Annotated in this window: 28 protein-coding genes; 22 read left to right on the forward strand and 6 right to left on the reverse strand. The window is 39.1% G+C overall.

All coding sequences use genetic code 11. The annotated features are described in order from the left end of the window. Nucleotides 1-2: 2 nt before the first annotated feature. Entirely contained in the window at nt 3-383 is a 381-nt protein-coding gene (locus H5120_RS15675) for a hypothetical protein (protein ID WP_024595094.1), read from the forward strand. On the opposite strand, the gene H5120_RS15680 is transcribed toward H5120_RS15675, so the two are convergent. Then, the gene (locus H5120_RS15680; protein WP_002959621.1) at nt 384-824 is read right to left on the reverse strand and encodes a PaaI family thioesterase; all 441 of its coding nucleotides are present in this window, start codon (nt 822-824) and stop codon (nt 384-386) included. A gap of 167 nt (nt 825-991) precedes the next feature. On the opposite strand from H5120_RS15680, the gene lexA reads away from it, so the two are divergent. The 5 genes from lexA (at nt 992) to H5120_RS15705 (ending at nt 6,269) form a co-directional block, all read left to right on the forward strand. Further along, the gene (lexA, locus tag H5120_RS15685; RefSeq protein WP_024595093.1) at nt 992-1,609 is read left to right on the forward strand and encodes a transcriptional repressor LexA; all 618 of its coding nucleotides are present in this window, start codon (nt 992-994) and stop codon (nt 1,607-1,609) included. A 484-nt stretch (nt 1,610-2,093) separates the two neighbouring features. After that, complete coding sequence (gene coxB / locus H5120_RS15690; RefSeq protein ID WP_024594300.1) at nt 2,094-3,236, forward strand: cytochrome c oxidase subunit II; 1,143 nt, start codon at nt 2,094-2,096, stop codon at nt 3,234-3,236. Continuing rightward, the gene (ctaD, locus tag H5120_RS15695; protein WP_182675460.1) at nt 3,236-4,828 is read left to right on the forward strand and encodes a cytochrome c oxidase subunit I; all 1,593 of its coding nucleotides are present in this window, start codon (nt 3,236-3,238) and stop codon (nt 4,826-4,828) included. The genes coxB and ctaD overlap by 1 nt, the downstream gene beginning before the upstream one ends. After that, the gene (locus H5120_RS15700; RefSeq protein ID WP_182675461.1) at nt 4,828-5,358 is read left to right on the forward strand and encodes a cytochrome c oxidase assembly protein; all 531 of its coding nucleotides are present in this window, start codon (nt 4,828-4,830) and stop codon (nt 5,356-5,358) included. Before ctaD ends, H5120_RS15700 begins: the two co-directional genes overlap by 1 nt. 35 nt (nt 5,359-5,393) lie before the next feature. Beyond that, nucleotides 5,394-6,269, forward strand: coding sequence for a cytochrome c oxidase subunit 3 (locus H5120_RS15705; protein WP_182675462.1), 876 nt, complete (start codon nt 5,394-5,396; stop codon nt 6,267-6,269). Here the strand turns inward: H5120_RS15705 and H5120_RS20280 are convergent. Next, nucleotides 6,172-6,480 carry a DUF2909 family protein gene (locus tag H5120_RS20280; protein ID WP_076915320.1) on the reverse strand — a complete coding sequence of 103 codons (309 nt, stop codon included), beginning with the start codon at nt 6,478-6,480 and terminating at the stop codon, nt 6,172-6,174. The two genes, H5120_RS15705 and H5120_RS20280, sit on opposite strands and share 98 nt — an antisense overlap. Nucleotides 6,481-6,494: 14 nt before the next feature. On the opposite strand from H5120_RS20280, the gene H5120_RS15715 reads away from it, so the two are divergent. The 13 genes from H5120_RS15715 to H5120_RS15775 all read left to right on the forward strand — a co-directional run bounded on the left by H5120_RS15715 (nt 6,495) and on the right by H5120_RS15775 (nt 18,578). Beyond that, nucleotides 6,495-7,235 carry an SURF1 family protein gene (locus H5120_RS15715; RefSeq protein ID WP_182675463.1) on the forward strand — a complete coding sequence of 247 codons (741 nt, stop codon included), beginning with the start codon at nt 6,495-6,497 and terminating at the stop codon, nt 7,233-7,235. Next, complete coding sequence (locus H5120_RS15720) at nt 7,225-7,719, forward strand: transmembrane cytochrome oxidase associated protein (RefSeq protein WP_182672560.1); 495 nt, start codon at nt 7,225-7,227, stop codon at nt 7,717-7,719. Before H5120_RS15715 ends, H5120_RS15720 begins: the two co-directional genes overlap by 11 nt. Before the next feature lie 28 nt (nt 7,720-7,747). After that, nucleotides 7,748-8,737: a heme A synthase gene (locus H5120_RS15725; RefSeq protein ID WP_182675464.1), complete on the forward strand. Its 990-nt coding sequence runs from the start codon at nt 7,748-7,750 to the stop codon at nt 8,735-8,737. A 12-nt stretch (nt 8,738-8,749) separates the two neighbouring features. After that, nucleotides 8,750-9,679, forward strand: coding sequence for a heme o synthase (cyoE, locus tag H5120_RS15730; protein WP_024606467.1), 930 nt, complete (start codon nt 8,750-8,752; stop codon nt 9,677-9,679). After that, nucleotides 9,676-10,293 carry an SCO family protein gene (locus H5120_RS15735; protein WP_182675465.1) on the forward strand — a complete coding sequence of 206 codons (618 nt, stop codon included), beginning with the start codon at nt 9,676-9,678 and terminating at the stop codon, nt 10,291-10,293. The genes cyoE and H5120_RS15735 overlap by 4 nt, the downstream gene beginning before the upstream one ends. A 151-nt stretch (nt 10,294-10,444) precedes the next feature. Further along, entirely contained in the window at nt 10,445-10,717 is a 273-nt protein-coding gene (locus H5120_RS15740; RefSeq protein ID WP_002959595.1) for an STAS domain-containing protein, read from the forward strand. A gap of 8 nt (nt 10,718-10,725) precedes the next feature. Continuing rightward, the gene (locus H5120_RS15745; RefSeq protein ID WP_002959593.1) at nt 10,726-11,088 is read left to right on the forward strand and encodes a response regulator; all 363 of its coding nucleotides are present in this window, start codon (nt 10,726-10,728) and stop codon (nt 11,086-11,088) included. Between the two features lie 10 nt (nt 11,089-11,098). After that, nucleotides 11,099-13,189, forward strand: a complete 2,091-nt coding sequence (locus H5120_RS15750) for a chemotaxis protein CheA (RefSeq protein ID WP_002959591.1) — start codon at nt 11,099-11,101, stop codon at nt 13,187-13,189. Continuing rightward, nucleotides 13,186-13,671: a chemotaxis protein CheW gene (locus H5120_RS15755; protein WP_002959588.1), complete on the forward strand. Its 486-nt coding sequence runs from the start codon at nt 13,186-13,188 to the stop codon at nt 13,669-13,671. Before H5120_RS15750 ends, H5120_RS15755 begins: the two co-directional genes overlap by 4 nt. Before the next feature lie 45 nt (nt 13,672-13,716). Further along, complete coding sequence (locus H5120_RS15760; protein WP_182675466.1) at nt 13,717-16,023, forward strand: methyl-accepting chemotaxis protein; 2,307 nt, start codon at nt 13,717-13,719, stop codon at nt 16,021-16,023. Between the two features lie 83 nt (nt 16,024-16,106). Continuing rightward, nucleotides 16,107-16,931 (forward strand): protein-glutamate O-methyltransferase CheR, encoded by an 825-nt coding sequence (locus H5120_RS15765; RefSeq protein ID WP_182675467.1) that lies wholly within the window; start codon nt 16,107-16,109, stop codon nt 16,929-16,931. Then, on the forward strand, nt 16,921-17,538 hold the full coding sequence (gene cheD / locus H5120_RS15770) for a chemoreceptor glutamine deamidase CheD (RefSeq protein WP_182675468.1): 618 nt from the start codon (nt 16,921-16,923) through the stop codon (nt 17,536-17,538). Before H5120_RS15765 ends, cheD begins: the two co-directional genes overlap by 11 nt. Nucleotides 17,539-17,546: 8 nt before the next feature. Next, nucleotides 17,547-18,578, forward strand: a complete 1,032-nt coding sequence (locus tag H5120_RS15775) for a chemotaxis response regulator protein-glutamate methylesterase (RefSeq protein WP_182675469.1) — start codon at nt 17,547-17,549, stop codon at nt 18,576-18,578. Here H5120_RS15775 and H5120_RS15780 read toward each other — a convergent pair. Next, entirely contained in the window at nt 18,568-19,605 is a 1,038-nt protein-coding gene (locus tag H5120_RS15780; RefSeq protein ID WP_182675470.1) for a polysaccharide deacetylase family protein, read from the reverse strand. The two genes, H5120_RS15775 and H5120_RS15780, sit on opposite strands and share 11 nt — an antisense overlap. A 42-nt stretch (nt 19,606-19,647) precedes the next feature. Here H5120_RS15780 and H5120_RS15785 point away from each other — a divergent pair, with 42 nt between their 5' ends. Next, the gene (locus H5120_RS15785) at nt 19,648-20,919 is read left to right on the forward strand and encodes an MATE family efflux transporter (protein ID WP_182675471.1); all 1,272 of its coding nucleotides are present in this window, start codon (nt 19,648-19,650) and stop codon (nt 20,917-20,919) included. Nucleotides 20,920-20,928: 9 nt separating this feature from the next. Here the strand turns inward: H5120_RS15785 and H5120_RS15790 are convergent, their stop codons facing one another. Beyond that, a complete protein-coding gene (locus H5120_RS15790; protein ID WP_002959572.1) occupies nt 20,929-21,198 on the reverse strand; it encodes a hypothetical protein in 270 nt (89 codons plus the stop codon). A 9-nt stretch (nt 21,199-21,207) separates the two neighbouring features. Further along, nucleotides 21,208-21,783, reverse strand: a complete 576-nt coding sequence (gene nfuA / locus H5120_RS15795; protein WP_002959571.1) for a Fe-S biogenesis protein NfuA — start codon at nt 21,781-21,783, stop codon at nt 21,208-21,210. Between the two features lie 146 nt (nt 21,784-21,929). Between nfuA and H5120_RS15800 the strand changes: the two genes are divergently transcribed. Further along, nucleotides 21,930-24,485: a M14 family zinc carboxypeptidase gene (locus H5120_RS15800; RefSeq protein ID WP_182675472.1), complete on the forward strand. Its 2,556-nt coding sequence runs from the start codon at nt 21,930-21,932 to the stop codon at nt 24,483-24,485. Between the two features lie 223 nt (nt 24,486-24,708). Here H5120_RS15800 and H5120_RS15805 read toward each other — a convergent pair whose 3' ends face one another. Further along, nucleotides 24,709-25,386 (reverse strand): ComF family protein, encoded by a 678-nt coding sequence (locus tag H5120_RS15805; protein ID WP_024596110.1) that lies wholly within the window; start codon nt 25,384-25,386, stop codon nt 24,709-24,711. A 74-nt stretch (nt 25,387-25,460) separates the two neighbouring features. Between H5120_RS15805 and bioH the strand changes: the two genes are divergently transcribed. Further along, nucleotides 25,461-26,198 (forward strand): pimeloyl-ACP methyl ester esterase BioH, encoded by a 738-nt coding sequence (gene bioH / locus H5120_RS15810; protein WP_182675473.1) that lies wholly within the window; start codon nt 25,461-25,463, stop codon nt 26,196-26,198. Nucleotides 26,199-26,229: the final 31 nt, after the last annotated feature.

Consider the following 26,229-nt stretch of genomic DNA (forward strand, 5'->3'; position numbering starts at 1 on the left):
CGATGTCGGAAATTCAATTTTTAAATGTAGATCTTGAGCTTGAATCAAAGCAAGATATTAGTTTGCTAGTGGCGGACTTGAAAAAAGTCGCGACGATTTTACATTATGACAAAGACGAATACCGTCAACTAGCGCGTATTGAAGCTACAGGTGAGGTGAGCACACCTGATAAAGCCATAAACCATATATGTGAGCTTATTGAATCGTGTTCGCGTAACGCGCTAAAGCAATGGTTAAGCTGTTCACGTAGAACGTTTGATATTGGTTTTGAATCAGGGACTTCTCCTAAGTGCTTTAATCAAGCCTTAGATGCAGATACATTATTGCGTATATCTGCGATTGGTGCGGGTATGGAAATTACTATTTACCCAATCGAAAAGTAACTATCTTCGCTCTACGACTGCTGCGGTCATTTTTGATACGCAGCACAGCTCATTGCGGCTATTTGTAATTTTTATTTCCCACACTGAACTACGTTTACCTATATGAAATGCTCTTGCCGTTGCTGTTAAAGTGCCGTTGCGAGATGCTTTTAAATGACTTGCGCTAATCTCCTGCCCCACGCAGTAAAATTTTGTAAAATCGACAACAAAGTTAGCGGCATAGCTGGCAACTGTTTCGGCAAGTACAACGTTAGCACCGCCGTGAACCATGCCCATTGGGTTATGATGCTCAGGAATTGCCGGCATTGTGGCAACCAAATAATCATCGCCAATTTCTGTGACTTCTATCCCCATAGTTTTCATTAATGTTCCTTGGCCATTAACGCCTTGCTCTAACTGCTTGCACAGCTCTAAGGTGATGGGCTGGTACCAAATACTCATAATGTCTCCTTTGCATTTTTAATCATTTATAAACTTAGCTTTAGTTATATCCCTAAAATGTACACAAGTGAAATTACTTTAGCTATTTTAAGGCTTAATTTAAATTTGCGATTTTTATTTAACTGTATATACTCACAGTTAAATGTACTGTATGGAAAACCAGTTGTATGCGACCATTAACGAACCGCCAAGCTCAAATACTCGAACTAATTAAAGTTTTTATTAAAGACACTGGTATGCCTCCTACACGTGCTGAAATAGCGCAAACATTAGGTTTTAAAAGTGCCAATGCTGCTGAAGAACATTTAAAAGCACTTGCTAAAAAAGGCGCAATTAAAATGAAACCAGGTGCAAGCCGTGGTATTCAATTAATTGAAGAAGAAGAGCCAGAACAATTAGGTTTACCGCTTATAGGGCGTGTTGCTGCTGGTTCACCTATTTTGGCGCAAGAGCACGTTGAAAGTCACTGTAAAATCGATCCATTAATGTTTAAACCGGCTGCAGATTTTTTACTACGCGTTAACGGTATGAGCATGAAAGATATTGGTATTATGGATGGTGATTTACTTGCTGTACATCGTACTCAAACCGCTGAAAATGGACAAGTTGTTGTTGCTCGCCTAGACGAAGACGTAACTGTAAAACGTCTTGAGAAAGCGGGTCGTAAAGTATTACTTCATGCTGAAAACGACGATTTTGACTCTATTGAAGTAGATCTTGAGAATGAGTCTTTTAATATTGAAGGCTTAGCCGTTGGCGTTATAAGAAACGCTGATTGGATGTGACTTTAAAAATAGCTTTTAAATAAGCAGTTTTATAAATGCGTACTAATTAGTACGCATTTTTGTTTTAAAATTTGTACTAAAAAATAGGGCGTAAACAGCCCACTGACTATTTAAGCTGTAAACTTTTTTGCACTTATATTTTCCCCCTCCGAATGCGTTAAACCCCTTTGTTTTGCTCATATTTTGAACTTCCTGTTGCCCAGTTGATTACCGATTTTTTATTAATTATTCAATATCACCTGATTGTTTTTTATACTAAAACTTGCTTGTTGTTCGTTTTTTAGCTAATTGTTAATGTGCTGAGCTAATAATAACTCACAGCTTTTTAGTTTTGAGAACACACAATATACACAAACTCGTTGTTGGCGCAGCAAAACCAATCAATATTAAATAAGATTGGCTAAAAAAATAAAAATAACGAATTGGCGTTTAAGCCGTATGCCTCTTCGCTTTGCATTCGCAATAGCATCAAAGGAGCCGTCACATGGGTAAACTGACCTCTACCTTGTGGCTTATATTATGTGTTTTTTCGCACCCAGTTTTGGCTAACAGCCAATACAATATGCGCAAAGGCGTAACCGATATAAGCAATAATGTATATCAGCTGCACATGACCATATTTATAATATGTTGTGTGATTGGGGTGATAGTGTTCGCAATTATGTTTTGGGCACTTATTCATCACCGTAAATCTAAAGGGGCTGTACCTGCCCAATTTCACGAAAGCACTAAAGTAGAAATACTTTGGACTGCAATTCCGTTTGTTATTTTAATTGCTATGGCAGTACCAGCCACTAAAACCTTAATTGCAATGGAAGATGCCAGCAAAGCTGATCTCACTATTAAAATTACGGGTTCGCAATGGAAATGGCATTATGAATATATGGGCGAAGATGTAGAGTTCTACTCTATTTTATCTACCCCGCAAGATGAAATAGCGAATCTTGCAGATAAAAACCCTAACTACTTACTTGAGGTTGATAAGCCTCTTGTACTGCCAATAAATCAAAAAGTACGATTTTTAATGACTTCTGATGATGTTATTCACTCTTGGTGGGTACCTGATTTTGCAGTTAAAAAAGATGCGAACCCCGGCTTTATAAATGAAACATGGACGAACATAAACGAAGAAGGTACTTACCGAGGCCAATGTGCTGAGTTGTGTGGTAAAGACCATGGCTTTATGCCCGTTGTGGTGGTCGCTAAATCTGAAGCTGATTTTAAAACATGGCTTGCAGATGCAAAGCAGGCTAAACAAAAAGCAGCATTAGCAGATGCCGCATTACTTGATAAAACCCTCCCAAAAGAAGAGTTAATGACTTTAGGCGAACAAGTATATATGGCTAATTGTGCTGCATGTCATCAACCTACAGGCATGGGGTTACCGGGTGTATTTCCTGCACTTAAAGGCAGCCCGATAGTGCTTGGCGATATAAAAGATCACATTGATGTAGTTATCCATGGACGACCCGGTACGGCAATGCAAGCATTTGCCAAACAGTTATCTATAAAGCAATTAGCTGCGGTTATTACTTATAAACGTAATGCGTGGGGTAATGATACGGGTGATGTTATTCAACCGAGTCAAATACAGGCAGCTCTTGATGCCAAAGTGGAGGCGAACTAATGAGTAGCATAGTAGAACAATCTAACGCCAATGAAGCTCATCATGCTCATCACCCAGCTAAAGGTTTTAAACGCTGGCTTTACACAACTAATCATAAAGATATAGGTAGTTTATATTTAATTTTTTCGCTGACCATGTTCTTAATTGGTGGTGGAATGGCCATGGTGATCAGGGCTGAATTATTTCAACCAGGTTTACAGTTGGTCGACCCTCACTTTTTTAATCAAATGACCACAGTGCATGGTTTAATTATGGTGTTTGGTGCGGTTATGCCCGCCTTTACAGGCCTTGCTAACTGGATGATACCACTCATGATTGGCGCGCCAGATATGGCATTGCCAAGAATGAATAACTGGAGCTTTTGGATTTTACCGTTTGCGTTTTTAATCCTATTGGCATCGTTATTTATGCCTGGTGGGGGCCCTGCATTTGGCTGGACTTTTTATGCACCACTGTCTACAACATACAGTAATGATAATACTGCATTGTTTGTATTTGCCGTACATATTATGGGGATTAGCTCAATAATGGGCGCAATCAATGTGATTGTAACCATAGTGAACTTACGTGCCCCCGGCATGACATGGATGAAGTTGCCCTTATTTGTATGGACGTGGTTAATTACTGCCTTTTTATTAATAGCCGTAATGCCAGTACTTGCAGGGGCTGTCACTATGGTACTTACCGATAAGTACTTTGCGACGAGCTTTTTTGATGCCGCAGGCGGTGGCGACCCGGTGATGTTCCAACACATTTTTTGGTTTTTTGGTCACCCTGAAGTATACATTATGATTCTTCCTGCCTTTGGCATTATATCTACAATAGTACCTACCTTTTCTCGTAAAAAACTTTTTGGCTATGCCTCAATGGTATACGCCACATCCTCCATAGCACTATTGAGCTTTATTGTATGGGCTCATCATATGTTTACCACTGGGATGCCGGTCGCTGGCGAGTTGTTTTTTATGTACGCGACCATGCTTATATCGGTACCTACAGGAGTAAAAGTATTTAATTGGGTTGCCACAATGTGGAAAGGCTCAATAACTTTTGAGGTGCCAATGCTTTTTAGTATTGCGTTTATTTTGCTGTTTACCTTGGGTGGTTTTTCGGGATTGATGCTGGCAATTACACCTGCTGATTTTCAATATCACGATACTTATTTTGTAGTGGCGCACTTTCATTATGTATTAGTAACAGGGGCTGTATTTTCGATAATGGCAGGGGCTTATTACTGGCTGCCCAAATGGACAGGCAACATGTTTAATATCACGTTAGCTAAATGGCATTTTTGGCTATCGCTGGTGAGTGTGAACGTACTGTTTTTTCCTATGCATTTTGTGGGGCTTGCCGGTATGCCGCGTCGAATTCCCGATTACGCTCTTCAATTTGCCGACTTTAACGCAATCATAAGTATTGGTGGGTTTGCCTTTGGTTTATCGCAATTGTTGTTTGTAGCTGTGGTAATTAAATGCGCGCGTGGCGGTGATAAAGTGCCTGCAAAAGTATGGGAAGGGGCAGAAGGCCTTGAGTGGGAAGTTGACTCTCCAGCGCCATATCATACTTTTTCTACGCCGCCGGTTATTAAGTAATGACACACGCACCGCTACTCAAACGTTTGGTACTTATTTGCATAGGCATGTTTGCCTTTGCCTTTGCTTTAGTACCTTTGTATGACGTGTTTTGTGATGTAACAGGGCTTAATGGAAAGCCTTCGCTTGAGCAAGCAGAGCAAAGTACACAAATAGTACAAAACCGAGAAGTTGGCGTTAGCTTTACTACTCACGCACAAAGTGGTGCACCGTTTGAAGTTAAATCAAAAGAATACAGTGTAGTGGTAAAACCCGGTGCAATGCGTGAAGTAATGTTTAGTGCTAAAAATAATAGCAATCTGGATAAAGTAATGCAGGCTGTACCATCAGTCTCGCCAGGTAAAGCGGCAAAGTATTTACATAAAATAGCTTGTTTTTGCTTTGATCAGCAACCTCTAAAAGCAGGGGATGAGCTTGAATTTAAATTACTTTTTTATGTTGATACCGCATTGCCAAGCGACATTGAAGAATTAACTTTATCTTATACCGTATTTGATATTAGTGAACAGCTGGTGGCAAGTAATAACTAGCTTTTTAAACTAGTGTGAAACTAGGAGTAAATAAAATGAATCAAGAATATGAGCATTATTACGTACCTGAGCAAAGCCCGTGGCCTATTGTAGGTGCTGTTGCATTGTTTTTTATTGCAGTAGGGGCAGGCTTGACTGTTATGAGTGTAGGTAAAGAAGGTGGTAGCGGGGTTTATCTGCTTAATGCCGGTATTGCTGTGCTTGTGTATATGTTGTTTAGCTGGTTTAAAAATGTAATTAGTGAATCGGACCAAGGTTTGTACTCAGCACAAATGGATCGCTCTTTTAGACAAGGTATGAGCTGGTTTATTTTTTCTGAAGTTATGTTTTTTATGGCCTTTTTTGGTGCGCTTTTTTATGCACGGGTATTGTCGGTACCTTGGCTTGGAGGTGCAGGCAATAATGCAATGACTAACGAGGTTTTATGGCCAACTTTTGAAGCTGTTTGGCCGCTAGTTTCAACACCTGCTGGCGAAACTACTCAGGCTATGGGCTGGCAAGGCTTACCACTTATAAATACCTTAATACTGCTTACTTCCTCAGTTACTTTACATTTTGCCCACGTAGCGATGGAAAACAATAAACGTACTCCACTTAAGGTTTTTTTAGGCGCTACTATTTTATTGGGTGTTTGCTTTTTAGGGCTGCAAGTTGAGGAGTACATGCATGCATATAATGACCTTAATCTAACGCTAGATGCGGGTATTTACGGTAATACGTTCTTTTTATTGACTGGTTTTCATGGCATGCATGTAACGCTAGGAACCGTACTTTTATTTGTAATATTTTTACGGATATTAAAAGGGCACTTTACTAAAGATAAGCACTTTGCTTTTCAAGCAGCTGCTTGGTATTGGCACTTTGTTGATGTGGTGTGGCTGTGTTTGTTTGTATTTGTATATGTGCTGTAGCGTTTATTGGCGAATTATTTGCTTTAATAAAACCAAGTTTAAGCGCTGCAATAACAACAACTAAAACAACGACCGAAAACAATACGCGACGACCTAAAAAGTGAGACATAGGTCGTCCCCCTGTTTTCCCTGACACCATAATAAACAATGCTCTAAATAAGTTAAAAAGTATAAATATTAACAACAGTACGATAATAATTTTAATAATCACTGAGTTGACCCTTTATGCAGTTAGTTTTATGGCACAAACAAAAGCTTAGCTCACTAATCACACTTTGTATGGTTGTGGTTGTTGTACTTGTGTGTGTGCGATTAGGGTTTTGGCAGTTGGAGCGAGGTGAGCAAAAGCAGCAACAACTAACCGCCATAGCTAAGCAACAGACTCGTGGTGTGATGAGCTGGTCTCAATTACTTAACTTGCCTGATAGCTGGAACAAAACTGGTGTATTGGTTGAGTTAAAAGGGCGGTTTGTACAAAACCAATATTGGCTTTTAGATAATCAAGTTTATAACGGACAAGTAGGGTACGACTTACTTGCTTTACTAAAGCCAGATAGCGAAGAAAAAGTGATTTTAGTTAATTTAGGATGGGTAAAAGCGCCTATATCTAGAGATACACTGCCAAAGGTTACTCTGCCTACAGGTGTTTTTATTCTTAAAGCGCAAATAAAAGAAAATAACTTAAGTAGCTTTACGCTTGAAGATAAAACTACAAATAACGACTTACCTACAAGAATCCAATCTATCGACTTGAATATGCTGAGCACTCAAAGCCAGCAATCATTAATTAATTTTATGGCTTACAGACAAGGTACTGGTGATGAGATTGCAACACCTCATTATGAGGCCGTTGTTATGAGCCCTCAAAAGCATAATGCCTACGCTTTGCAATGGTTTTTAATTGCTATTGCATGTGCTGTTGTGGCTATTTTTGCGAGTAAAAAAAGGACACATAATGAAAAATAATCCCCTATTGTTGTTTGTGGGTTGCTGCGCTATCCCATTAATTTTGGCATATGGCGCATTAAAGTTTGATTGGTTGCCTACTGCAATTACTAATAATGGCGAGTTTTTAAGCCAAGAAATAAAACTTAAAAATTGGCCGAAAAATAATCCCAAACAATGGACTATCGCACTTAATTATTCAAACGAATGTAACACCCCATGCAGCGAACAACTCAATGCACTTAATAACTTATATGTGGCACTTGGTAAAAACCAAGGCAAGGTTGATATGGCTGTAATGGGAAGTCCCGACAATAAAAATCTACCATGGAAAATTATTACCGAGCAACAGAGTTTAAATCCTGCAAGTTTATATTTAATTGATCATATGGGGTTAGTGGTACTTGAATATCCCTTTAAGGTCGAGCCACAAGAAAACCGTTTAGTACAAAAAGGGTTATTAAAAGATCTAAAAAAATTACTTAACTATTCTCGTTCTAGCTAACTAAGTTGAGCTTAAGTTGGAGTATCTGATGTATAAAAATTATAAAAACTTAGTATTAATAACAGGATTACTCGCTTTGATTGTAGTTGCTTTAGGTGCATACACCCGCTTAAGTGATGCAGGATTAGGGTGCCCTGATTGGCCAGGTTGTTATGGCTTTTTAACGGTACCTAAGCATGAGGCTGACATAGCCTTAGCAACTCAAAGCTACCCCGATATGATGTTCGAAACCGCAAAAGCGTGGAAAGAAATGATTCATCGCTACTTTGCAGGTGCTTTAGGTTTACTTATTTTAGGTTTATTTGTGTTGGCTTTTTTAAAACGCCAATATCCAACTACGCCAGTTAAATTGCCTTTGGCTTTACTTCTACTAGTGGTGTTTCAGGCTGCCCTTGGTATGTGGACAGTAACCATGAACCTTCAGCCGCTTATTGTAATGGGGCACTTATTAGGTGGCTTTAGTATTTTGTCACTTATAACGCTTTTATATTTACGGCTAACCGCAAAACCTATTATGGGTGGTGATAGCGGCGCAAAACGCTATTTTGGTTTAAGTTTAGTAGCGCTCAGTGTATTAATTATCCAAATTGCACTTGGTGGTTGGCTGGCTGCAAATTACGCCGCTCCTCATTGTAGTGGTTTGCCATTGTGTAATAACGCACAACCGTTTTCATTGAGTAGCGTATTTCAATTACCACTTGAGCATAGTAATTATGAGTTTGGTGTGTTATCGCAGCAAGCGCGTATGTCTATTCATTTATTACACCGCATTTTGGCACTGGTTACTTGCATCGTTCTGGCGCTAATTATGTGGAAAATATACAGCCAAGCGTACTCTAAAAAAATTAAAAATTGCGTGGTGAGCGTATTGCTTACCCTGCTTTGCCAAATTAGCTTAGGGCTTATTTTAGTACATTGGCATATTCCGTTGGGAGTTGCATTGGCGCATAACTTGATGGCTGCCATACTATTATTAAGCATGGTTAGGTTGTGTTATTACCTAAAATCACGCACATAAAGGGGAAATATAATGGCACTTATAATTGATAAAAAAATACTGCTACCCGTTAATGCTCAATCGCTAATTTCGCGTACTCATAATTTGCTGCAAGACTACTTAGCAATTAGTAAATTTAAAGTGGTAGCCATGCTGGTACTAACAGCTTGGGTTGGTTTAGCGCTGGCTCCTGATGTAGGGCGAGGTATGGCTGTACAGTTTATTAGCTTGTTAGGTATAGGGCTACTTTCTGCTGCTGCAGCGGTTATTAATCATGTGGTTGATAGTGAGATAGACTCAAAAATGGCAAGGACTCGTCATCGCCCTGTGGCTAAAGGGCGTTTAAGTAAAACACATGCGCTTAGTTTTGCAGCTGTTATTGGGGTTGCGGGTTTTATTATGCTGATGGTGTGGGCTAATACCTTAACCGCTATATTAACGTTATTTGCATTGGTAGGTTATGCATTTGTTTATACATCATTTTTAAAGCGTGCTACACCGCAAAATATTGTTATAGGTGGGTTGGCTGGCGCAATGCCTCCATTATTAGGTTGGGTGTCAGAAACAAACCAAATGGCAGCAGCCCCTTGGTTACTTGTAATGATAATATTTACCTGGACTCCGCCACACTTTTGGGCGCTGGCTATAGCACGAAAAAGTGATTATGAACGCGCTAAAATTCCTATGTTACCAGTAACCCATGGAATCGACTTTTGTAAAACGTGCGTCGTTGCCTACTCCGTTTTACTCGCTGTTGTTTGCGTATTGCCTTATTTAATTGGTATGTCTGGATTAATATATTTAATAGGTGCGTGTGTATTAAATGCAGTGTTTATATATAAAGCCGTCAAATTAAAGATTGCTGGAAATGATGAGACTGCAATGGACTTATTTCGTTTTTCGATTATTCATTTAATGGTACTCTTTGTAATCTTATTTATAGATAAATGGCTCCCTTTATGAAGCAGTTATGGCTTGGATTAATTGTTGTTTTAGTTTTGTTTTTATCAGCATGCTCAAATGAAAATAGTCCGCCAGATGTAGATGCATTAGTTTACGAAAATGCAAAGCCACTGTCTGATTTTACGTTAAATGATCAGCGTGGTGAATTAGTGACTAAGCAACAATTTGTAGGACAGTGGAATTTAGTATTTTTAGGCTACACAAGCTGTCCAGATATTTGTCCATTAACACTTGCTAAGTTAAATGCTGTTTATAAAAACTTACAGGCAGATTATCCGCTACAAATTTGGTTTTTATCGGTTGATCCAAAACGCGATACACCAGCTAAACGAAAGCAATATATAGATTACTTTAATCCTGACTTTTTAGCTGTATCAGGGGAACATAAACACCTTTTTCCTGTTGTTAGAGAGCTTGGTTTAATTTACGCGATTAGCGATAGTAGTGAATCAGAATATGCAGTTGATCATAGTGCTTCGGTCGCTATGGTTGATCAAAATGGAGCCGTTAGAGCTATTTTTAAACCAGAATTTAAACAAGGTAGAGTGCCATTAATTAACGCGACGATTTTAACGCAAGAGTTTAAAAAAATAGCCGATTACTACAAAAACTAGTTTTTACTTTTTACCAATTTGAAAGGAGCTTTAGGCTCCTTTTTTTGTTTTTTAACGACGATTTAAATTTAATTAAGCATTTTATGGCAATTTTAATAACTAGGGCTAAGCTTTTGTTATGAATTGAATTGACAGGGAATGCACCTACAAAATGCTAAAACTTCCGAGCGAACTTGCTATTACGCAAGTTGAAACACTACATCAAGATTTACTGCACGAACTCAATAGCAACGATGATATCTGTCTTGATATTAACGATGTAATTTCTGCTGATACTGCCTCAATTCAACTTTTATGCGCCTTACAAAAACACCTACTTACCATACAGCACAAAATCATTTGGGTAGGCAGTAGCGAGGCCTTAACACATACAATCAATAAACTTGGCTTAAGCCAATACTTAACAACCGAAAGTAAAAGTTAGGGGTATATATGAAAAGAATTTTAGCGGTTGATGACTCAGCATCGATGCGTCAAATGGTGAGCTTTACATTAAAAACCGCAGGGTTTGATGTAACCGAAGCTAAAGATGGCAGTGAAGCTCTCGCTATTGCCAAGCAGCAAGACTTTGATGCCGTGATCTCAGATGTAAACATGCCAATAATGGATGGAATTACATTAATACGAGAGCTGCGTACTTTGCCTAGTTATAAATTTACACCATTACTGATGCTTACAACTGAGTCGGGTTTAGAAAAAAAAGTAGAAGGTAAAGCTGCTGGGGCAACAGGCTGGATTGTTAAACCATTTAATCCCGATCAGCTACTAGCGGTAATTAAAAAAGTTATTCGCTAAGGAGCGCAGTGTGAGTATAGATTTAAGTCAATTTTTTGAAGTTTTCTTTGAAGAGAGTTTTGAAGGCCTAGATACCATGGAGGCTGAGCTATTAAACTTAGTGCCAGGTGAGGAAGATTTAGAAACTATCAACACTATTTTTAGAGCTGCTCACTCAATAAAAGGAGGCAGTGGGACATTTGGTTTTAGCTCCGTTGCTGACTTTACTCATGTACTTGAAACATTACTAGATCAAATTCGCCAAGGTGAACGAGAACTTAGTACCGAGCATGTTAATTTGTTACTCAAAGCTGTGGATTGCTTACGCGCTTTACTTGCTGCACTTCAAGGAGAACAAGAGCCAGATTTAACCGAAGCAGATTTGTTAAAAGTACAATTTGAACATGTACTTGGAATGAAAAATGAAACACATGAGAATAAACCTCAAAGCTGTGAAGAGCAAACAAGTAGTAATACCTATCAAATAGACTTTAAACCTCATCATCATTTATTTAAAACAGGAAACGAGCCACTGTATATGATCAGTGAGCTTGAAGAGCTAGGTGAGTTAGAAACCACAGTATTTTACGATGAAGTTCCAGAAATCACCGATTTAAGTAGTGATGAATGTTTTTTACATTGGCGCTTTTTTTTAAGCACTAGCCATGATGAAAAAGCCATAAAAGAAGTGTTTGAATGGGTTGAAGACGATGCCGATATAAAAGTTGAATTATGTGGCGGCTTATTTGGCAATGATGAGCCAATTCCACCTAATCAAGATGAGATACCTAAAGCTGTTGAGCTTGAAGAACCCGATTCAATAAAAGTAGCTGAGTTACCAAGTAAGCCACAGCAACCCGTTGCTAATAAAGATAAAAAACCTGCAAGTACACCAGAGTCTACCTCCATTCGCGTTGGCATTGATAAAGTTGATTCGTTAATAAATATGGTAGGTGAACTTGTTATTACACAAGCCATGCTAAATCAACTCAGCGAACAAGAAATCACACCAGCCACAATCACTTTACTACAAGAAGGCTTAGCACAACTTGCACATAATACGCGTGATTTACAAGAAAATGTGATGCGTATTCGTATGCTCCCAATTAATTTTGTATTTAGTCGTTTTCCTCGATTAGTGCGAGATATAGCGCAAAAGCTAAATAAGCAGGTTGAGCTAAAGCTGATCGGAGAGCAAACCGAGCTTGATAAAACAGTAATGGAAAAAATATCTGACCCTATGGTGCATTTAGTAAGGAACTCACTTGATCATGGGTTAGAGACTGTTGAGCAAAGACTGGCGGCAGGTAAAGATCCCGTTGGCACAGTAACCTTAAATGCATTTCATCAGGGTGGAAACATCGTTATTGAAATAATGGATGATGGACAAGGGTTAAATACAAAAAAAATAAAAGAAAAAGCCATCGCTAACGAATTAATCTCAGCTGATAACCATCTCAGTGACGATGAAATAAATGAGCTTATTTTTATGCCGGGCTTTTCGACAATGGATGAGGTAAGTGACTTATCTGGACGTGGAGTTGGGATGGATGTTGTTAAGCGAAATATCCAATCATTAAATGGCTCAGTGGAAGTAACCTCAGCGCCCGGTGTTGGTTCTACGTTTACTATTAGATTACCCCTTACTCTCGCTATTTTAGATGGGCAATTAGTTAAGGTGGCTCAGCATACTTATATTATTCCGCTCATTTCTATTGTGGAGTCACTGCAAATTGATATTGCAAAAGTGAGTCGAGTGGGTAAAAGCCTTGATGTATTGAGGCTTCGAGACGAATACATTCCTATTTTAAGGCTTTACGATATTTTTAATCATAAAAATGCTATTGAATCACTCGATAAAACGCTGCTTGTTGTTGTAGAAACAGATAACCAAAAGGTGGGTTTATTAGTTGATGATTTACTGTCTCAACAGCAGGTTGTTATTAAAAGTTTAGAGGCAAACTACCATAAAGTGGATGGCGTATCGGGAGCCACTATTTTAGGAGATGGGCGTGTATCGCTGATTGTGGACATTAGCGGCTTGATAAAGCTCTCAGGCTTAAAAAAGCCAGGTAGCCAAGAACTAACTATTGAAACGCAAGCCACTTTGGAGGCGTTATGAGCTCAGATCAAAGCCAGTTAAGTAACCAATTAAATCTTCAGCAACAGCAAGGTGTAAAACAGTTTTTAACTTTTATTATGGCTGATGAAGAATATGGCGTTGATATTTTAACAGTACAAGAAATTCGCAGTTGGGAAGAAATTACAGTACTGCCCAATGCACCTGAATTTGTAAAAGGCGTTATTAATTTACGCGGAACAATAGTGCCAATTATTGATTTACGGTTACGCTTTGGATTACCAAGTGTCGACTATGGACCATTAACGGTGGTTATCGTTGTCAAAATAGAATTTGAACTAGGTAGTAAAATTATAGGTGTTGCTGTTGATGCCGTCTCTGATGTTTACAGTATTGCGGAGCAAGATGCTAAAGCAGTTCCTAGTTTGTCTGAATCGAGTAATTGTGAATATGTAGCTGGGTTGGTGAATGTTGGTGAAAAAATGGTAGCGCTAATTGACCTGCAAAAAACAATGAATATTTAGCAAATAGAAACTAAATGAATAATAAACTTAAAGGTGGTGATGAGCATGGGATGGTTTAGTAATCCAAAGCAGTCAAAATCAAGTAATGATTTAATTGTAGACGCATTGAATAAATCATTAGCGGTGATTGAATTTGAACCTAACGGAAAAATAATTACTGCAAATATGAATTTTCTAAACGCGATGGGCTATCGTCTTGAGGAGGTTCAAGGCCAGCATCACTCGATGTTTGTTGACCCAGATGAAGCTCAGGGCAACGATTATAAAAACTTTTGGCAACGCCTGCGTAATGGCGAGTTTATCTCAGATGAGTTTAAGCGTAATGCAAAAGGTGGAGCTGAGGTATGGATCCAAGCAACTTATAACCCAATTGTTGATGAGCAAGGGCAAGTATTAAAAGTAGTTAAGTTTGCCACCGACGTGACTGAGCAAAAGTTAATAACAGCAGAAGCTTCAGGGCAAATTAGTGCTATAAGTAAATCTCAAGCGGTTATCGAATTTAATTTAGATGGCACTATTATTGATGCCAATGATAACTTTTTAAATGCGCTTGGCTATCAACTTAGCGAGATTAAAGGCCAGCACCATAGGCTTTTTATTGATCCCGAACATGCAAATAGTATCGAATATAAAGAATTTTGGGCCAAACTAGGTCGCGGTGAATTTGATTCTGGGGAATATTTAAGAATAGGAAAGCAGGGTCAGGAGGTTTGGATTCAAGCATCTTATAACCCAATTTATGATATGAACGGCAAGCCGTTTAAAGTGATTAAATATGCATCTGATATTACTGAACAAAAAGAGCTTGAAAAAGCATCTCGCAAAGCAGCCGATTTAGCAAATGCGCTTAAAGTTTGCCAAGCAAACGTAATGATTGCTGATGAAAACCTTAAAATAGTATTTGTGAACGACCGTGTTCAGCAAATGCTAAAAGTCCGCGAAAAAGAATTACAAACCGTATTGCCAAGCTTTTCTGTTGATAATTTAATTGGCACCTGTGTTGATGATTTTCATAAGCACCCTAATCATCAACGTGATTTATTAAAAAACCTAGATAAGCCCTATAAAGCCGAGCTACTGTTAGCAGGTGTCACTTTTACCTTGATTGCTTCACCTTGGATCAGTCAAGACGGAAAGCATTTAGGCACCATTGTTGAGTGGGAAGATAGAACCAATGAAGTTGCGCTTGAAAAAGAAATCGCTGAGCTTATTGGTGCTGCAGGTAATGGCGAATTAGATACAAGAGTAGCGGAAGATGGGAAGGAAGGGTTCTTTTTACGTTTGGCTCAAGGATTAAATAGCTTAGTTAAAATAGTTGATGATGCCGTTGCCGACACTGGCAATATGCTCGATGCGATGGCAAGTGGTGATTTATCAAAACGAGTTGAAAAAGAATATAAAGGCTCATTTGATAAACTCAAACGCGATGCTAATGCAACGGCAGATAAATTAACAGAAGTGATTAATCGCATAAATTCATCGGCAACGTTAGTAGCCAGTGGTGCAGAAGAAATTTCTCAAGGTAATGCTGATTTAAGCCAACGTACAGAAGAGCAAGCCTCGTCACTTGAAGAAACCGCTTCAAGTATGGAGGAAATGACCAGTACCGTTCGTCAAAATGCTGATAACGCAAAAGTAGCAAACGACTTAGCAGAAGAAACCTGTGAAAAAGCAATTCAAGGTGGTGAAGTTGTTAATAGAGCAGTTACGAGCATGTCGGCAATTAATGAGTCGAGCAAAAAAATTGCAGATATTATCGGTGTAATAGACGAAATCGCGTTTCAAACGAATTTATTAGCGCTTAATGCCGCAGTGGAGGCAGCAAGAGCCGGTGAACAAGGTCGAGGCTTTGCGGTTGTTGCAGGTGAGGTTCGTAACTTAGCGCAGCGCTCTGCGGGCGCAGCGAAAGAAATTAAAGAGTTAATACGAGATAGTGTAGGCAAAGTAGCTGATGGCTCTCAATTAGTTAATGAGTCGGGCGCTACACTTAAAGAGATTGTTGTGTCGGTGCAAAGAGTGACGCAAATGATTTCTGATATTACAGAGGCATCTGAAGAACAAAGTGCAGGTATTGAACAAGTTAATAAAGCTATTTCTCAAATGGATGAAATGACGCAACAAAATGCCGCTCTAGTAGAGCAAGCCTCTGCTGCTGGTGAGTCTATGGCTGAGCAAGCTAATGAGATGCGCCGATTACTTAACTTTTTCTCAGTAGATCAGCAAGAGATGACAATGATGTCATCAACTATGCGAACCCCTGAAATATCTCATAAGCCGCAAAGTCGTTTTGTGAGTAATAAGCCAAGGGGCGATAACTTTGTAGACTCAGCTGATGAGTGGGAAGAGTTTTAATATTTAGCCTTTTTATGCCTCGTCTAATAAATAGTTACAGCGAGGCACTACTTGTTAGCGTTAGGTTTAATTGAGAGCGAACAATGAAAGAGTTTTTGTGTACCGACCGCGACTTTAAGGAAATTGCCAGTTTAGTTTACAGCGCATGTGGAATTGTATTAGGGGATCATAAGCGAGAGATGGTTTATTCACGCTTAGCAAGACGTATTAGGGAGCGTAAATTAACTGATTTTAAAGCTTACTTAGAGTATCTGAATAGTCATAAAGATCAGGAATTTGATGCCTTTATTAATGCAATAACAACGAACTTAACGTCTTTTTTTCGTGAAATACATCATTTTGAATTTATAAAATCTGAGCTTGTACCGGCTCTTTTAAAGGCCAATAAAAACAGTAAACGAGTAAGAATCTGGTCTGCAGGTTGCTCCACAGGGGAAGAGCCTTACAGTTTGGCGATGACTTTAAATAACGCATTTCCGAGCAATTGGGATGTAAAAATACTAGCAACCGATTTAGATTCTAATGTATTGGCAAAAGCACAAAAAGGTATTTACACCGCGGCGAATGTTAATGGCTTAGATGACGTGCAACTTAAGCGTTGGTTTTTAAAAAGTAAAGATGGTGAAAATTATAAAGTTAGAGATAAACTAAAAGAGTCTATTTCATTCAAGCGTTTAAACTTATTGCAAGACTGGCCAATGAAAGGATCATTTGATCTTATTTTATGTCGTAATGTTGTTATTTACTTTGATAAAGAAACAAAAGATCAGCTTTTTAAGCGCTACGCTAATATATTAAATGAACAAGGTTATTTGTTTTTAGGTCACTCAGAAAGTATGGGTAAAGAGCATTCACAATTCAAAAACTTAGGGAAAACTATGTACCAAAAGGGACAAAATGCACACTGAGTTTAGGCCGGTATTACCTAACTTTGAACACATTAAACGATATTGGGATTCGGGCCGAGGTAGCGTTGTAGCTAAAGTACTTCCGGGTGAGTTTTATGTTTCTAAAAATAATGAACTGATCTCTACAGTTCTGGGTTCGTGTATTGCGGCTTGTGTATACGATGAAGTACTTGGTATTGGCGGGATGAATCACTTTATGTTACCAATTCAAAAGGGAGTAGAACTTAAAAATGCGCATAGTTTAAGTTGTCGGTACGGTAATTGGGCTATGGAGTATCTTATAAACGAAGTTTTAAAAAATGGCGCGTCTCGGTGTAACCTAAAAGTAAAACTTTTTGGCGGGGGGAAAATTATTAGTGCGATGACTGATATAGGGTTGGGTAATATTAGTTTTGCAGCAGCGTATATTAAAGAAGAGGCATTAAATCTAGTTGCCCATGATATGGGTGGACCATGGCCACGAAAAATATTTTTTCATCCGAACACCGGTAAAGTTCATATGAAAAAACTTAAAAACCTACATAATAATACGATTGAAAAACGCGAAGTCCGTTACTTACAAAACCTTAAAAAGCAAGAAGTAGTAACCGATATAGAGCTGTTTTAGGAGTATGCATGATTAAAGTATTAATAATTGACGACTCCCCTTTGATTAGGCGTTTACTCACTGAAATATTACAACAAGCTAAAGACATTACAGTAGTGGGGAGTGCTGAGGATCCCTATGAAGCTCGCGAAATGATAAAAAAACTCAGTCCTGATGTATTAACGCTCGACGTAGAAATGCCAAAAATGGATGGTATTAGTTTTTTAAAAAATTTAATGCGATTAAGGCCAATGCCAGTCGTGATGATTTCAACTCTGACGCAAAAAGGCTCTCCTATTACACTCGAAGCACTCGAATTAGGGGCTGTTGATTTTATAGCTAAGCCTACTAATAACGTAAGAGAGCAATTGAGCCAATATACATCACTTGTCCAACAAAAGGTGCGAATAGCTGCTGGAGCAAGAGTAAGAAGCTATAAAAAAACGGTCGTCACAAATGAGCCTATTAATACTCATTCTCAGTTTTTACTTAATAAAGTAATAGCGGTAGGTGCTTCAACGGGGGGGACTGAGGCTATAAAAGAAGTGCTTATTAAAATGCCACAAAATTGCCCGCCAATTGTAATTACTCAGCATATTCCTCCAGTGTTTAGCGCTTCATTTGCTGAGCGAATGAATCGTACATGCACGATAAATGTGAAAGAAGCTGAACATGGCGATAAGCTTAGCGCGGGCTGGGCTTATATAGCACCGGGTGGGTTTCATTTAAGTATTAAAAAACGAGGTGTTAGCTTGTATTGCCAGCTTGATGATGGCGAGCCGGTGAACAGACATAAACCTGCGGTAGATGTGTTGTTTAACTCATTAGTTGAAACTGGGGCTAAAAACGTAGTTGCAGCCATACTAACAGGAATGGGGAGTGATGGCGCAAAAGGGTTACTTGCACTAAAACAAAACGGAGCACATACCTTGGCTCAAGATGAGTATTCGTCTGTGGTATGGGGTATGCCTAAAGCAGCTGCTGAGCTAAATGCAGCTGACGAGATAGTTGCGCTGGATAAAATAACCCAGCGGCTTTTACATCAGGCTGTTAAGGTTTAGGCGCTTCTATTACCCAAGGCTGCGAAAACCAAAAGTAATCACCAGGGCTTGAAATAGAAGGGGCCGTGCAATTAAAACGAGAACGCCCTTTATTAAGCACCTTTGGTGAGGTTATTTCGACAGTATTTTTAGTTATCCATTTTAAATCTGCTTGGCCTACGCTTGATACATAACAGGCAAATTGGCTCTTATGAAAATCACCCATCTTAAATTCAATTGTGAGCGTGGGTGGATTTTGCTGTGTAACGCTATCTTGATAAGTTAAATTGGTGATATTAAACGCGCGTGAGTTAAGCTTAGTAATAAGGGTTTCTAGTTTGCTGTAAAAGCCTGATGCAGGAAAACGCGGCAAGCGGCTAAAATTAGAACCTTTATTTACAGCGCCTGAGTGCTGGCCAATACCCACAAAACCAAGCTCTGTCACGAGTGCTTGCAGCTCGTTATTAAACTCACCATACGGGTATGCTAAGTATTTATAGTTGTGGCCTATTTCTTCTTTTATACGCTTTTGAGAGCTAAGAATATCTTGCTTAATACGTGATTGCCATTGTGCATCGGTTTCGTTTTCAAGCTTAAGGTGTAAGTAATCATGTTGTCCGCTATGATTGGCTATTAATGCCCCTTTTTTAGATAATTCTTTGAGCTTATCCCACCCCATTACGTAACTCATACCTTCGTCTATTAATTTAGGATTTACAAAGATAGTGTACGGGTAGCCAAACTTTTCTAAAATAGGTGCGGCTTGTTCATAGTTATTGTTATAGCCATCATCAAAGGTGATGGCGAGAGTTTTATCAGGTAAAGTTTCACCTTGTTGAAGCGCGCTAATTAACTCATTAAGAGGAATAACGTTAAAGTTGTGCTCTTTTAAATAGCTTAAGTGCTCCGTAAATGTATTTGCGCTAACGCTCGTGACAGCGGGTAGGGTTTCACTAACATGATGATACTGTAAAATAACGGCTGCTTGAGCCCGCACAGATACACTAATGAGGATAAATAACACTAAATGAAACAATTTCTTATACATAATAAGGCACACCATAAAAGCTTGCTGTTGTTAGCGGGTCCGATGATACTATCAAATATCACAGTGCCGTTGTTAGGAATTGTTGATACTGCTGTAATTGGGCACTTAGGAAGCGCTCATTACTTAGCTGGAATTGCCCTTGGCTCTGCTGTTATATCTATTTTATTTTGGCTTGCTGGTTTTTTAAGAATGAGCACCACGGGACTCGTGGCACAAGCATACGGAAAAAACGATTTAACCCAACTTGCCGCTTTACTTAAACGAAGCCTATTGCTTGCAAGCGCAGTGGCCGTGCTATTAATTGTGTTATCCCCATTAATAAAGCACGCTATAGCTTACCTCTCCGCAGCCAATGGCGACGTACTTAACCAAGCTTATCAGTATTTTAGCATTCGTATTTTTAGTGCTCCAGCAGCATTATGTAATTTAGTGTTACTGGGGTGGATGCTTGGTGTGCATTATGGTCGAGGTCCATTTTATTTATTACTCGTCACTAATATCGTTAATATAGTGCTCGATATTTATTTTGTTGTTTATTTAGATTGGGCAGTTGCAGGCGCTGCATGGGCGTCACTTATTGCTGACTATACTGCACTAGTATTTGCACTGTTTTTGGTGGCTAAACTAGCTAAAAAACAAGACATTGATCTAAATGTACCGAATTGGTTGAGTATTAGCAAAATGGCTGAATTATTGAGTTTGAATAGAGATATATTTATTCGCTCTTTAATACTGCAATTATGCTTTAGTTTTATGACATTTTACGCGGCGCGTATAGGCGAAACCACATTAGCTGCTAATGCTGTCTTACTTAACTTTTTAATGTTGGTGAGCTTTGCTCTTGATGGCGTTGCTTACGCCTCTGAGGCAAAAGTAGGGCAAGCTAAAGGCCAAGGAAGTGTTAAGAATATAGAGCTGTGGGTTAAAATAAGCGTATTTTGGGGGATGCTTTTTGGTGTGTTATATAGCCTATTTTTTGCATTATTTGGCAACACCATAATCAAGCTTTTAACCAATGTGCCAGAGGTTATTCAAGAGGCAACGCATTATTTACCATGGATAATAGTATTACCAATTTTGGCCATGAGCTGCTTTTTGTTTGATGGTGTTTTTGTAGGACTTACGCGAGCAAAGAACATGCGTAACAGTATGATACTTTCAGCTGGAGTTGGCTTTTTTGGTGTGTTTTGGGTGTTTATAGACTTGCAAAATAACGGGTTATGGCTGGCTATGAGCTGTTTTATGTTAATGCGCGGGGTTACATTAATAATTAAATATCACCTCTTAAAAATAAATAATCAGCTATTAGATTAAATAAATGGTTTATTTCCAGAGATCGGGGTCGTGGTGTTTAGGGCCCATATCTTTTAAAACTTGTGAAAAACGATTGGCAAAAATACCGCAGTAGCCCCAACCGGCAAAAAATAATGCGGGGAGTAAAATTATAACGCCAATTATTTGTAAGCTGTAGTGGGTGTAATACCCAATAGATATGAATATCACGGCTAGCACAAACAGTGCTAAGCCGCGAAAAAAGCGCTTTAAGCTCAGCTTAGGATTGCTCCCTAAGCGATAGATAAGCTGCTTTAGCATTTACAAGGCCTAATAGTAAGAGTGATCGCCCGCTTCGTGTTCTGTTATATCAGCAACACCTGTGATTTCTTCAAACTTAGCTATCATTTCTTTTTCAATGCCTTCTTTTAGTGTTACATCGATCATAGAACAACCGTTACAACCACCACCAAACTGAAGTATAGCTATACCTGCAGCTGTAATCTCAACAAGGCTTACTTGACCACCGTGGTTAGCAAGTTGTGGATTTACTTCGGTTTCTAGCATGTGCTGTACACGTTCGTTTAACGATGCATCGTCACCTATTTTACGCGCCTTTGCATTTGGTGCTTTTAGCGTTAACTGAGTACCCATTTTGTCGGTAACAAAATCGATTTCAGCTTCTTCTAAAAATGGCGCACTTTCTGCATCTACAACGGCATCAAAACCGTTAAAGTTTAGGCGAATATCGCTCGCTTCTACAGCGTCTTCTGGACAATAAGACACACCACATTCCGCTTGTGATGAACCAGGGTTTACAACAAACACACGAATATTGGTTTGTTGTGATTGATCTGCTAATAGTTTAGCAAAATGCGCTTGCGCTGTTTCGGAAATAGAAATCATAAAACCATCTATACTTGACTAAATTACTCGGATACTGCGTATCATACTCCGCTCATCGTGTTGCGGCTAGTGTTGAGCGTAAAAAGTTGGCATCTATTTTAAGCAATGGTAGCGTGCAAACAACGAACATTTTTTGAGTGATTTATATGCGTTTGGTATTAACATTAATGGTGGTGTTGCTTAGCTTTTCAAGTGTAGCTAAGCCACTTTCGTATTATTTTGAACAAGATGTAAAATTTGACCCTTCAATTCCTACCCCTGAGCAAGTACTCGGTTACGAAGTAGGAGAGTGGCATGTGAGGCACGATCAGCTCGTACGTTATATGGAAATACTTGCTGATAAAAGCGACCGTATAAATTTTGAAGTGATTGGCCGCACACATGAACAACGCCCACTTGTCATGCTAACAATTACAGCAGCTGACAAGTTATCAAGCATAGAGCAGACACGCCAAGCTCACTTAGCACGCTTAAGTAACGATGGGTCAGATGCTAATTCTACAAAACAGCCTGCCGTTGTATGGATGGGATACAGTGTGCATGGTAATGAGTCATCAGGTAGTAACTCATCTTTGCTGGTGGCATATTACTTAGCTGCTGCACAAGGTGCTGAAATAGATGAGTTATTAAATAACACGGTTATTTTACTCGACCCTTCGCTTAATCCTGACGGACTTGCTCGTTTTGCTAATTGGGCTAACAGTAACCGAGGTATGAACTTATCAAGCGACCCTAAAACCCGTGAACATGTTGAAAACTGGCCAAGTAGCCGTACCAATCATTACTGGTTTGATTTAAATCGTGACTGGTTATTACTACAACATCCTGAATCGCGCGCGCGTATTGCTAAATTTCATCAGTGGAAACCAAATGTCTTAACAGATTTTCATGAAATGGGACCAAACAGCAGTTACTTTTTTCAGCCAGGTATCCCTAGTCGTAAGCATCCTATAACACCGGATGAAAATGTAACGTTAACTAAAGCGATTGCTAACTATCACGCAAAAACGTTAGATGAAAACAACGCACTGTACTTTACCGAAGAAAGCTTTGACGACTTCTATTACGGTAAAGGTTCAACCTATCCCGATGTAAATGGTGGTGTAGGTATTTTATTTGAGCAAGCCAGTTCTCGCGGGCATATCCAAGACACCATAAATGGACCTTTGAGCTTTCCCTTTACTATTAAAAATCAACTATTAACGAGTTTATCTACCTTTAAAGCCGCTGTTGATAACCGCCAAGCATTACTTGATTACCAAGCTAAGTTTTATAATCAAGCTACTGATTTAGCCAGTGATGAAAGCTTTGAAGGTTATGTAATTGAGGGCGCGGATGACAACACTCGTATTAAAGATTTTTTAGGGTTGTTAAAACAGCATCAAATAGATGCTTTTTCGCTTACTAAATCACTCAAGGCAAATGGCAACAACTATACAACCAATAGCTACTTTGTGCCCTTAGCCCAGCCACAGTACCGCCTAATAAAAGCTATTTTTAGCGAGCAAAAAAACTTTGCTGATAACACCTTTTATGACGTATCTGGCTGGACTTTAGCGCATGCGTTTAACTTACCTTTTGCAAAAGTAAAAAGCAGTTGGGGTTTAGAGGTTGCAAGTAAACCGTGGCAAAAAGCGGTAAAACCTTCTTTTGCTTCACTTGAGCAAGGCTATGCGTTTGGCTTTTCGTGGGATGATTACCTAGCACCTAAAATGCTAAACAGCCTGTTAAAGCAAGGTATTAAAGCGCGTGTAGCGCTAAGCCCATTAACAGCCAAATCAAACTCAAGTGAAGTAAGCTTTGATGCTGGTAGTATTATTGTGCCAGCAGGCTTACAAACGAATAATGATTGGGTGGGAATATTAAATAAAGCACAAAACGAGTTTGGAATTGCAATCAAGCCTATTAACTCAGGGCTTACATGCAAAGGAGCCGATTTAGGGTCTCGTACAATGGCGGTTGTTAGCGAGCCAAAAGTATTATTGGTAGGTGGTAAAGGTGTAAGCCAGTACGAAGCTGGGGAAGTATGGTATTACCTCGATCGCTTTGTAGGTGTTGCGCCAACAATTGTTGAAATGGAGCGTTTAAACTCTATTGAACTCAGTAATTACAGCCATATAGTACTTGCTCATGGTAACTACAATAGCTTATCTGATACCGACAAAGTGGCTATAAAAAGCTGGGTAAGAAAAGGCGGCGTTATTTGGGGCCATAAAGGCGGTGCTAAATTTTTAGCTGATCAGCAATTACTCAAAGCAAGCTATCTATCACGACAAGATGTAGCGAGTGCATTTAAAACAAAAGGTTTAAGCTACGCCGATAAGGACCATTTAGCAGGGCGTCAACGCATTGCAGGAGCTATTTTTAATACTAATGTAGATTTAACTCACCCACTTACATTTTCACTTAAACGCAATACATTGCCCGTATTCAAAAACAGTACTTGGTTGCTAGAAGCTTCCGATGCGCCATTCGTAAATGTACTTACCTATACTAAAAAGCCATTGTTAGCGGGTTTTACCGATGCTGTTAATGTTGAGCAAGTTGCTGGTGGTGCTGGCTTAATTGCGCACTCATACGGGCGAGGTACAGTGATAGGTATGACCGACGACCCTGTATTTAGGGGTTACTGGTATGGGACTAGTCGACTACTAAGCAACGCTTTATTTTTTGGCCATACGTTTCGTGCAAATGGCGAATAATACCAATTAGCTTAATTAAGTAATCTATTTTGAGGATGGAAAAACGTGTTGATAGCTAGGCAAAAAATTCGCTAATTAGTTGTTCTCGGCAATTGCTCCTGGATTGCTCTACCTTCTGCATCCATGCAGTCGTAAATGAGAATTTTTTAACACAGGTAGCGACACGTTTAGCCCCGCAAAATGATTAAGTATTATTGCGGATTGGTTTAATACTTTTTAATAATTAAATAGGCGTTAAGCAAGTTGTAAAAGCCCACACTTGTTTAGCGCCTGCTTGTTTTAGTGCACTAGTAGCTGCGTTTAATGTTGCCCCTGTCGTCATCACATCATCAACAATAGCGACTGTTTTACCTGCCATGTCTTGTGTACAAATAAAGGCATTTTTTAAGTTTCTTATACGCTTTGCTTTGGATAGCTCCGACTGAGCTTGTGTTTTTTTATCGCGAATAAGAACATTACTTAGTGGGGCGTAATTAGCTAAACAGGGTTGCCATACTTGGCTTACCTGATTAAATCCGCGAGTAATAAAGCGGCTTTTATGAAGAGGTAAAATAATAAAGGTATCTGGCAAATTAGGGCTTTGCTCAAAAAACTGCGTTAACTGTTTTTGTATAATTTGCTGCAATGCCTTTTTATAATGAATTTGATTATTAAATTTTAGCCTTTTAAGCCAATGCTCAAAGGGAGGTTGATAAAAAGCGCATGCAAATAATTTATCAAACTCGCAATTAGGAAACATCTCAATAATATCAGGTCGATGCAATAAGCTCGTATGCTTACTAAAATCAAACAATGGTAAATCTTCAAGGCAATAATCACATAGCCCTAAAGAGGTCGTAATCGAGTTTTGACACTGCACGCAATAAGAGGGAAATAACCAATTTAAAACGGCTTGTTTCACAGACTCGCTCCTTGCATTGCAATCGCCTTTCTAAACGTTATGATGAGCCTAAGTTTGGTAAAGGTTAGGCAAATATGCAAAATGAGTTAGTGTTATTACATGGTTGGGGAATGAATCAGGGCGTATGGCAGTTAGTACAGCCAGAACTTGAGTTTTTATATTCAGGAAATGTACGTAGCCTTGACCTACCTGGGTTTGGTAATAGCGATGTGTGCCCAAGCCCTTATACTTTGCATGATGCAGCAGAAATTTTAAGTAAGCAATTAAAGCCGAAGAGCATTTTAATGGGATGGTCGTTAGGTGGATTATTTGCACTTTATATTGCTAAGCATTGGCCTGAAAAAGTATCTAAAGTTATTTTAATAGCATCGACTCCTTTTTTTGCTGAGGCATATAACTGGCCTGGAATAAAAGCGAATGTATTGGCGCAGTTTAAAGAGCAGTTAGTTAATCATCGAGAAAAAACAATAGAGCGCTTTTTAGCTATTCAAGCAATGGGTAGCGAGTCGGCGCGTGATGATATAAAGCAACTTAAACAATTGCTAAATCAGTACAGCGCACCCCAAAGCGATGCCCTGAGTGCTGGTTTAGATATTTTACAAAACGACGATTTACGTGACTTATTTACTCATTGCCCAGTCCCTATTAGGGGAGTATTCGGCCGCCTTGATGCTTTAGTACCTTATAAAGCTATTAGCAAAATGTCAGCACTAAATACTGAGTTTGAATATGAAGTACTAGATAAAGCGTCCCATGCACCATTTATTTCTCATAAAAGTGAATTTTTATCTGTCGTTAAATCAATGCTTTAAAATAGAGCTAAGAATAGCGCTGTTTAAAGCT

The sequence above is a fragment of the Pseudoalteromonas sp. SR43-2 genome (genome assembly GCF_014163885.1).
Taxonomy (GTDB): domain Bacteria; phylum Pseudomonadota; class Gammaproteobacteria; order Enterobacterales; family Alteromonadaceae; genus Pseudoalteromonas; species Pseudoalteromonas distincta.

What these genes read in the sequence shown, in the direction of transcription:
- H5120_RS15800 (WP_182675472.1), top strand. Translation starts at nt 21,930, where the DNA reads ATGCGTTTGGTATTAACATTAATGGTGGTGTTGCTTAGCTTTTCAAGT.
- H5120_RS15765 (WP_182675467.1), top strand. Translation starts at nt 16,107, where the DNA reads ATGAAAGAGTTTTTGTGTACCGACCGCGACTTTAAGGAAATTGCCAGT.
- H5120_RS15680 (WP_002959621.1), bottom strand. Translation starts at nt 824, where the DNA reads ATGAGTATTTGGTACCAGCCCATCACCTTAGAGCTGTGCAAGCAGTTA.
- cyoE (WP_024606467.1), top strand. Translation starts at nt 8,750, where the DNA reads ATGGCACTTATAATTGATAAAAAAATACTGCTACCCGTTAATGCTCAA.
- lexA (WP_024595093.1), top strand. Translation starts at nt 992, where the DNA reads ATGCGACCATTAACGAACCGCCAAGCTCAAATACTCGAACTAATTAAA.
- bioH (WP_182675473.1), top strand. Translation starts at nt 25,461, where the DNA reads ATGCAAAATGAGTTAGTGTTATTACATGGTTGGGGAATGAATCAGGGC.
- H5120_RS15720 (WP_182672560.1), top strand. Translation starts at nt 7,225, where the DNA reads ATGAAAAATAATCCCCTATTGTTGTTTGTGGGTTGCTGCGCTATCCCA.
- H5120_RS15775 (WP_182675469.1), top strand. Translation starts at nt 17,547, where the DNA reads ATGATTAAAGTATTAATAATTGACGACTCCCCTTTGATTAGGCGTTTA.
- H5120_RS15785 (WP_182675471.1), top strand. Translation starts at nt 19,648, where the DNA reads ATGATACTATCAAATATCACAGTGCCGTTGTTAGGAATTGTTGATACT.
- H5120_RS15715 (WP_182675463.1), top strand. Translation starts at nt 6,495, where the DNA reads ATGCAGTTAGTTTTATGGCACAAACAAAAGCTTAGCTCACTAATCACA.
- H5120_RS15740 (WP_002959595.1), top strand. Translation starts at nt 10,445, where the DNA reads ATGCTAAAACTTCCGAGCGAACTTGCTATTACGCAAGTTGAAACACTA.
- H5120_RS15755 (WP_002959588.1), top strand. Translation starts at nt 13,186, where the DNA reads ATGAGCTCAGATCAAAGCCAGTTAAGTAACCAATTAAATCTTCAGCAA.
- H5120_RS15790 (WP_002959572.1), bottom strand. Translation starts at nt 21,198, where the DNA reads ATGCTAAAGCAGCTTATCTATCGCTTAGGGAGCAATCCTAAGCTGAGC.
- ctaD (WP_182675460.1), top strand. Translation starts at nt 3,236, where the DNA reads ATGAGTAGCATAGTAGAACAATCTAACGCCAATGAAGCTCATCATGCT.
- H5120_RS15700 (WP_182675461.1), top strand. Translation starts at nt 4,828, where the DNA reads ATGACACACGCACCGCTACTCAAACGTTTGGTACTTATTTGCATAGGC.
- H5120_RS15745 (WP_002959593.1), top strand. Translation starts at nt 10,726, where the DNA reads ATGAAAAGAATTTTAGCGGTTGATGACTCAGCATCGATGCGTCAAATG.
- H5120_RS15735 (WP_182675465.1), top strand. Translation starts at nt 9,676, where the DNA reads ATGAAGCAGTTATGGCTTGGATTAATTGTTGTTTTAGTTTTGTTTTTA.
- cheD (WP_182675468.1), top strand. Translation starts at nt 16,921, where the DNA reads ATGCACACTGAGTTTAGGCCGGTATTACCTAACTTTGAACACATTAAA.
- H5120_RS15675 (WP_024595094.1), top strand. Translation starts at nt 3, where the DNA reads ATGTCGGAAATTCAATTTTTAAATGTAGATCTTGAGCTTGAATCAAAG.
- H5120_RS15725 (WP_182675464.1), top strand. Translation starts at nt 7,748, where the DNA reads ATGTATAAAAATTATAAAAACTTAGTATTAATAACAGGATTACTCGCT.
- nfuA (WP_002959571.1), bottom strand. Translation starts at nt 21,783, where the DNA reads ATGATTTCTATTTCCGAAACAGCGCAAGCGCATTTTGCTAAACTATTA.
- H5120_RS15705 (WP_182675462.1), top strand. Translation starts at nt 5,394, where the DNA reads ATGAATCAAGAATATGAGCATTATTACGTACCTGAGCAAAGCCCGTGG.
- coxB (WP_024594300.1), top strand. Translation starts at nt 2,094, where the DNA reads ATGGGTAAACTGACCTCTACCTTGTGGCTTATATTATGTGTTTTTTCG.
- H5120_RS15780 (WP_182675470.1), bottom strand. Translation starts at nt 19,605, where the DNA reads ATGTATAAGAAATTGTTTCATTTAGTGTTATTTATCCTCATTAGTGTA.
- H5120_RS15760 (WP_182675466.1), top strand. Translation starts at nt 13,717, where the DNA reads ATGGGATGGTTTAGTAATCCAAAGCAGTCAAAATCAAGTAATGATTTA.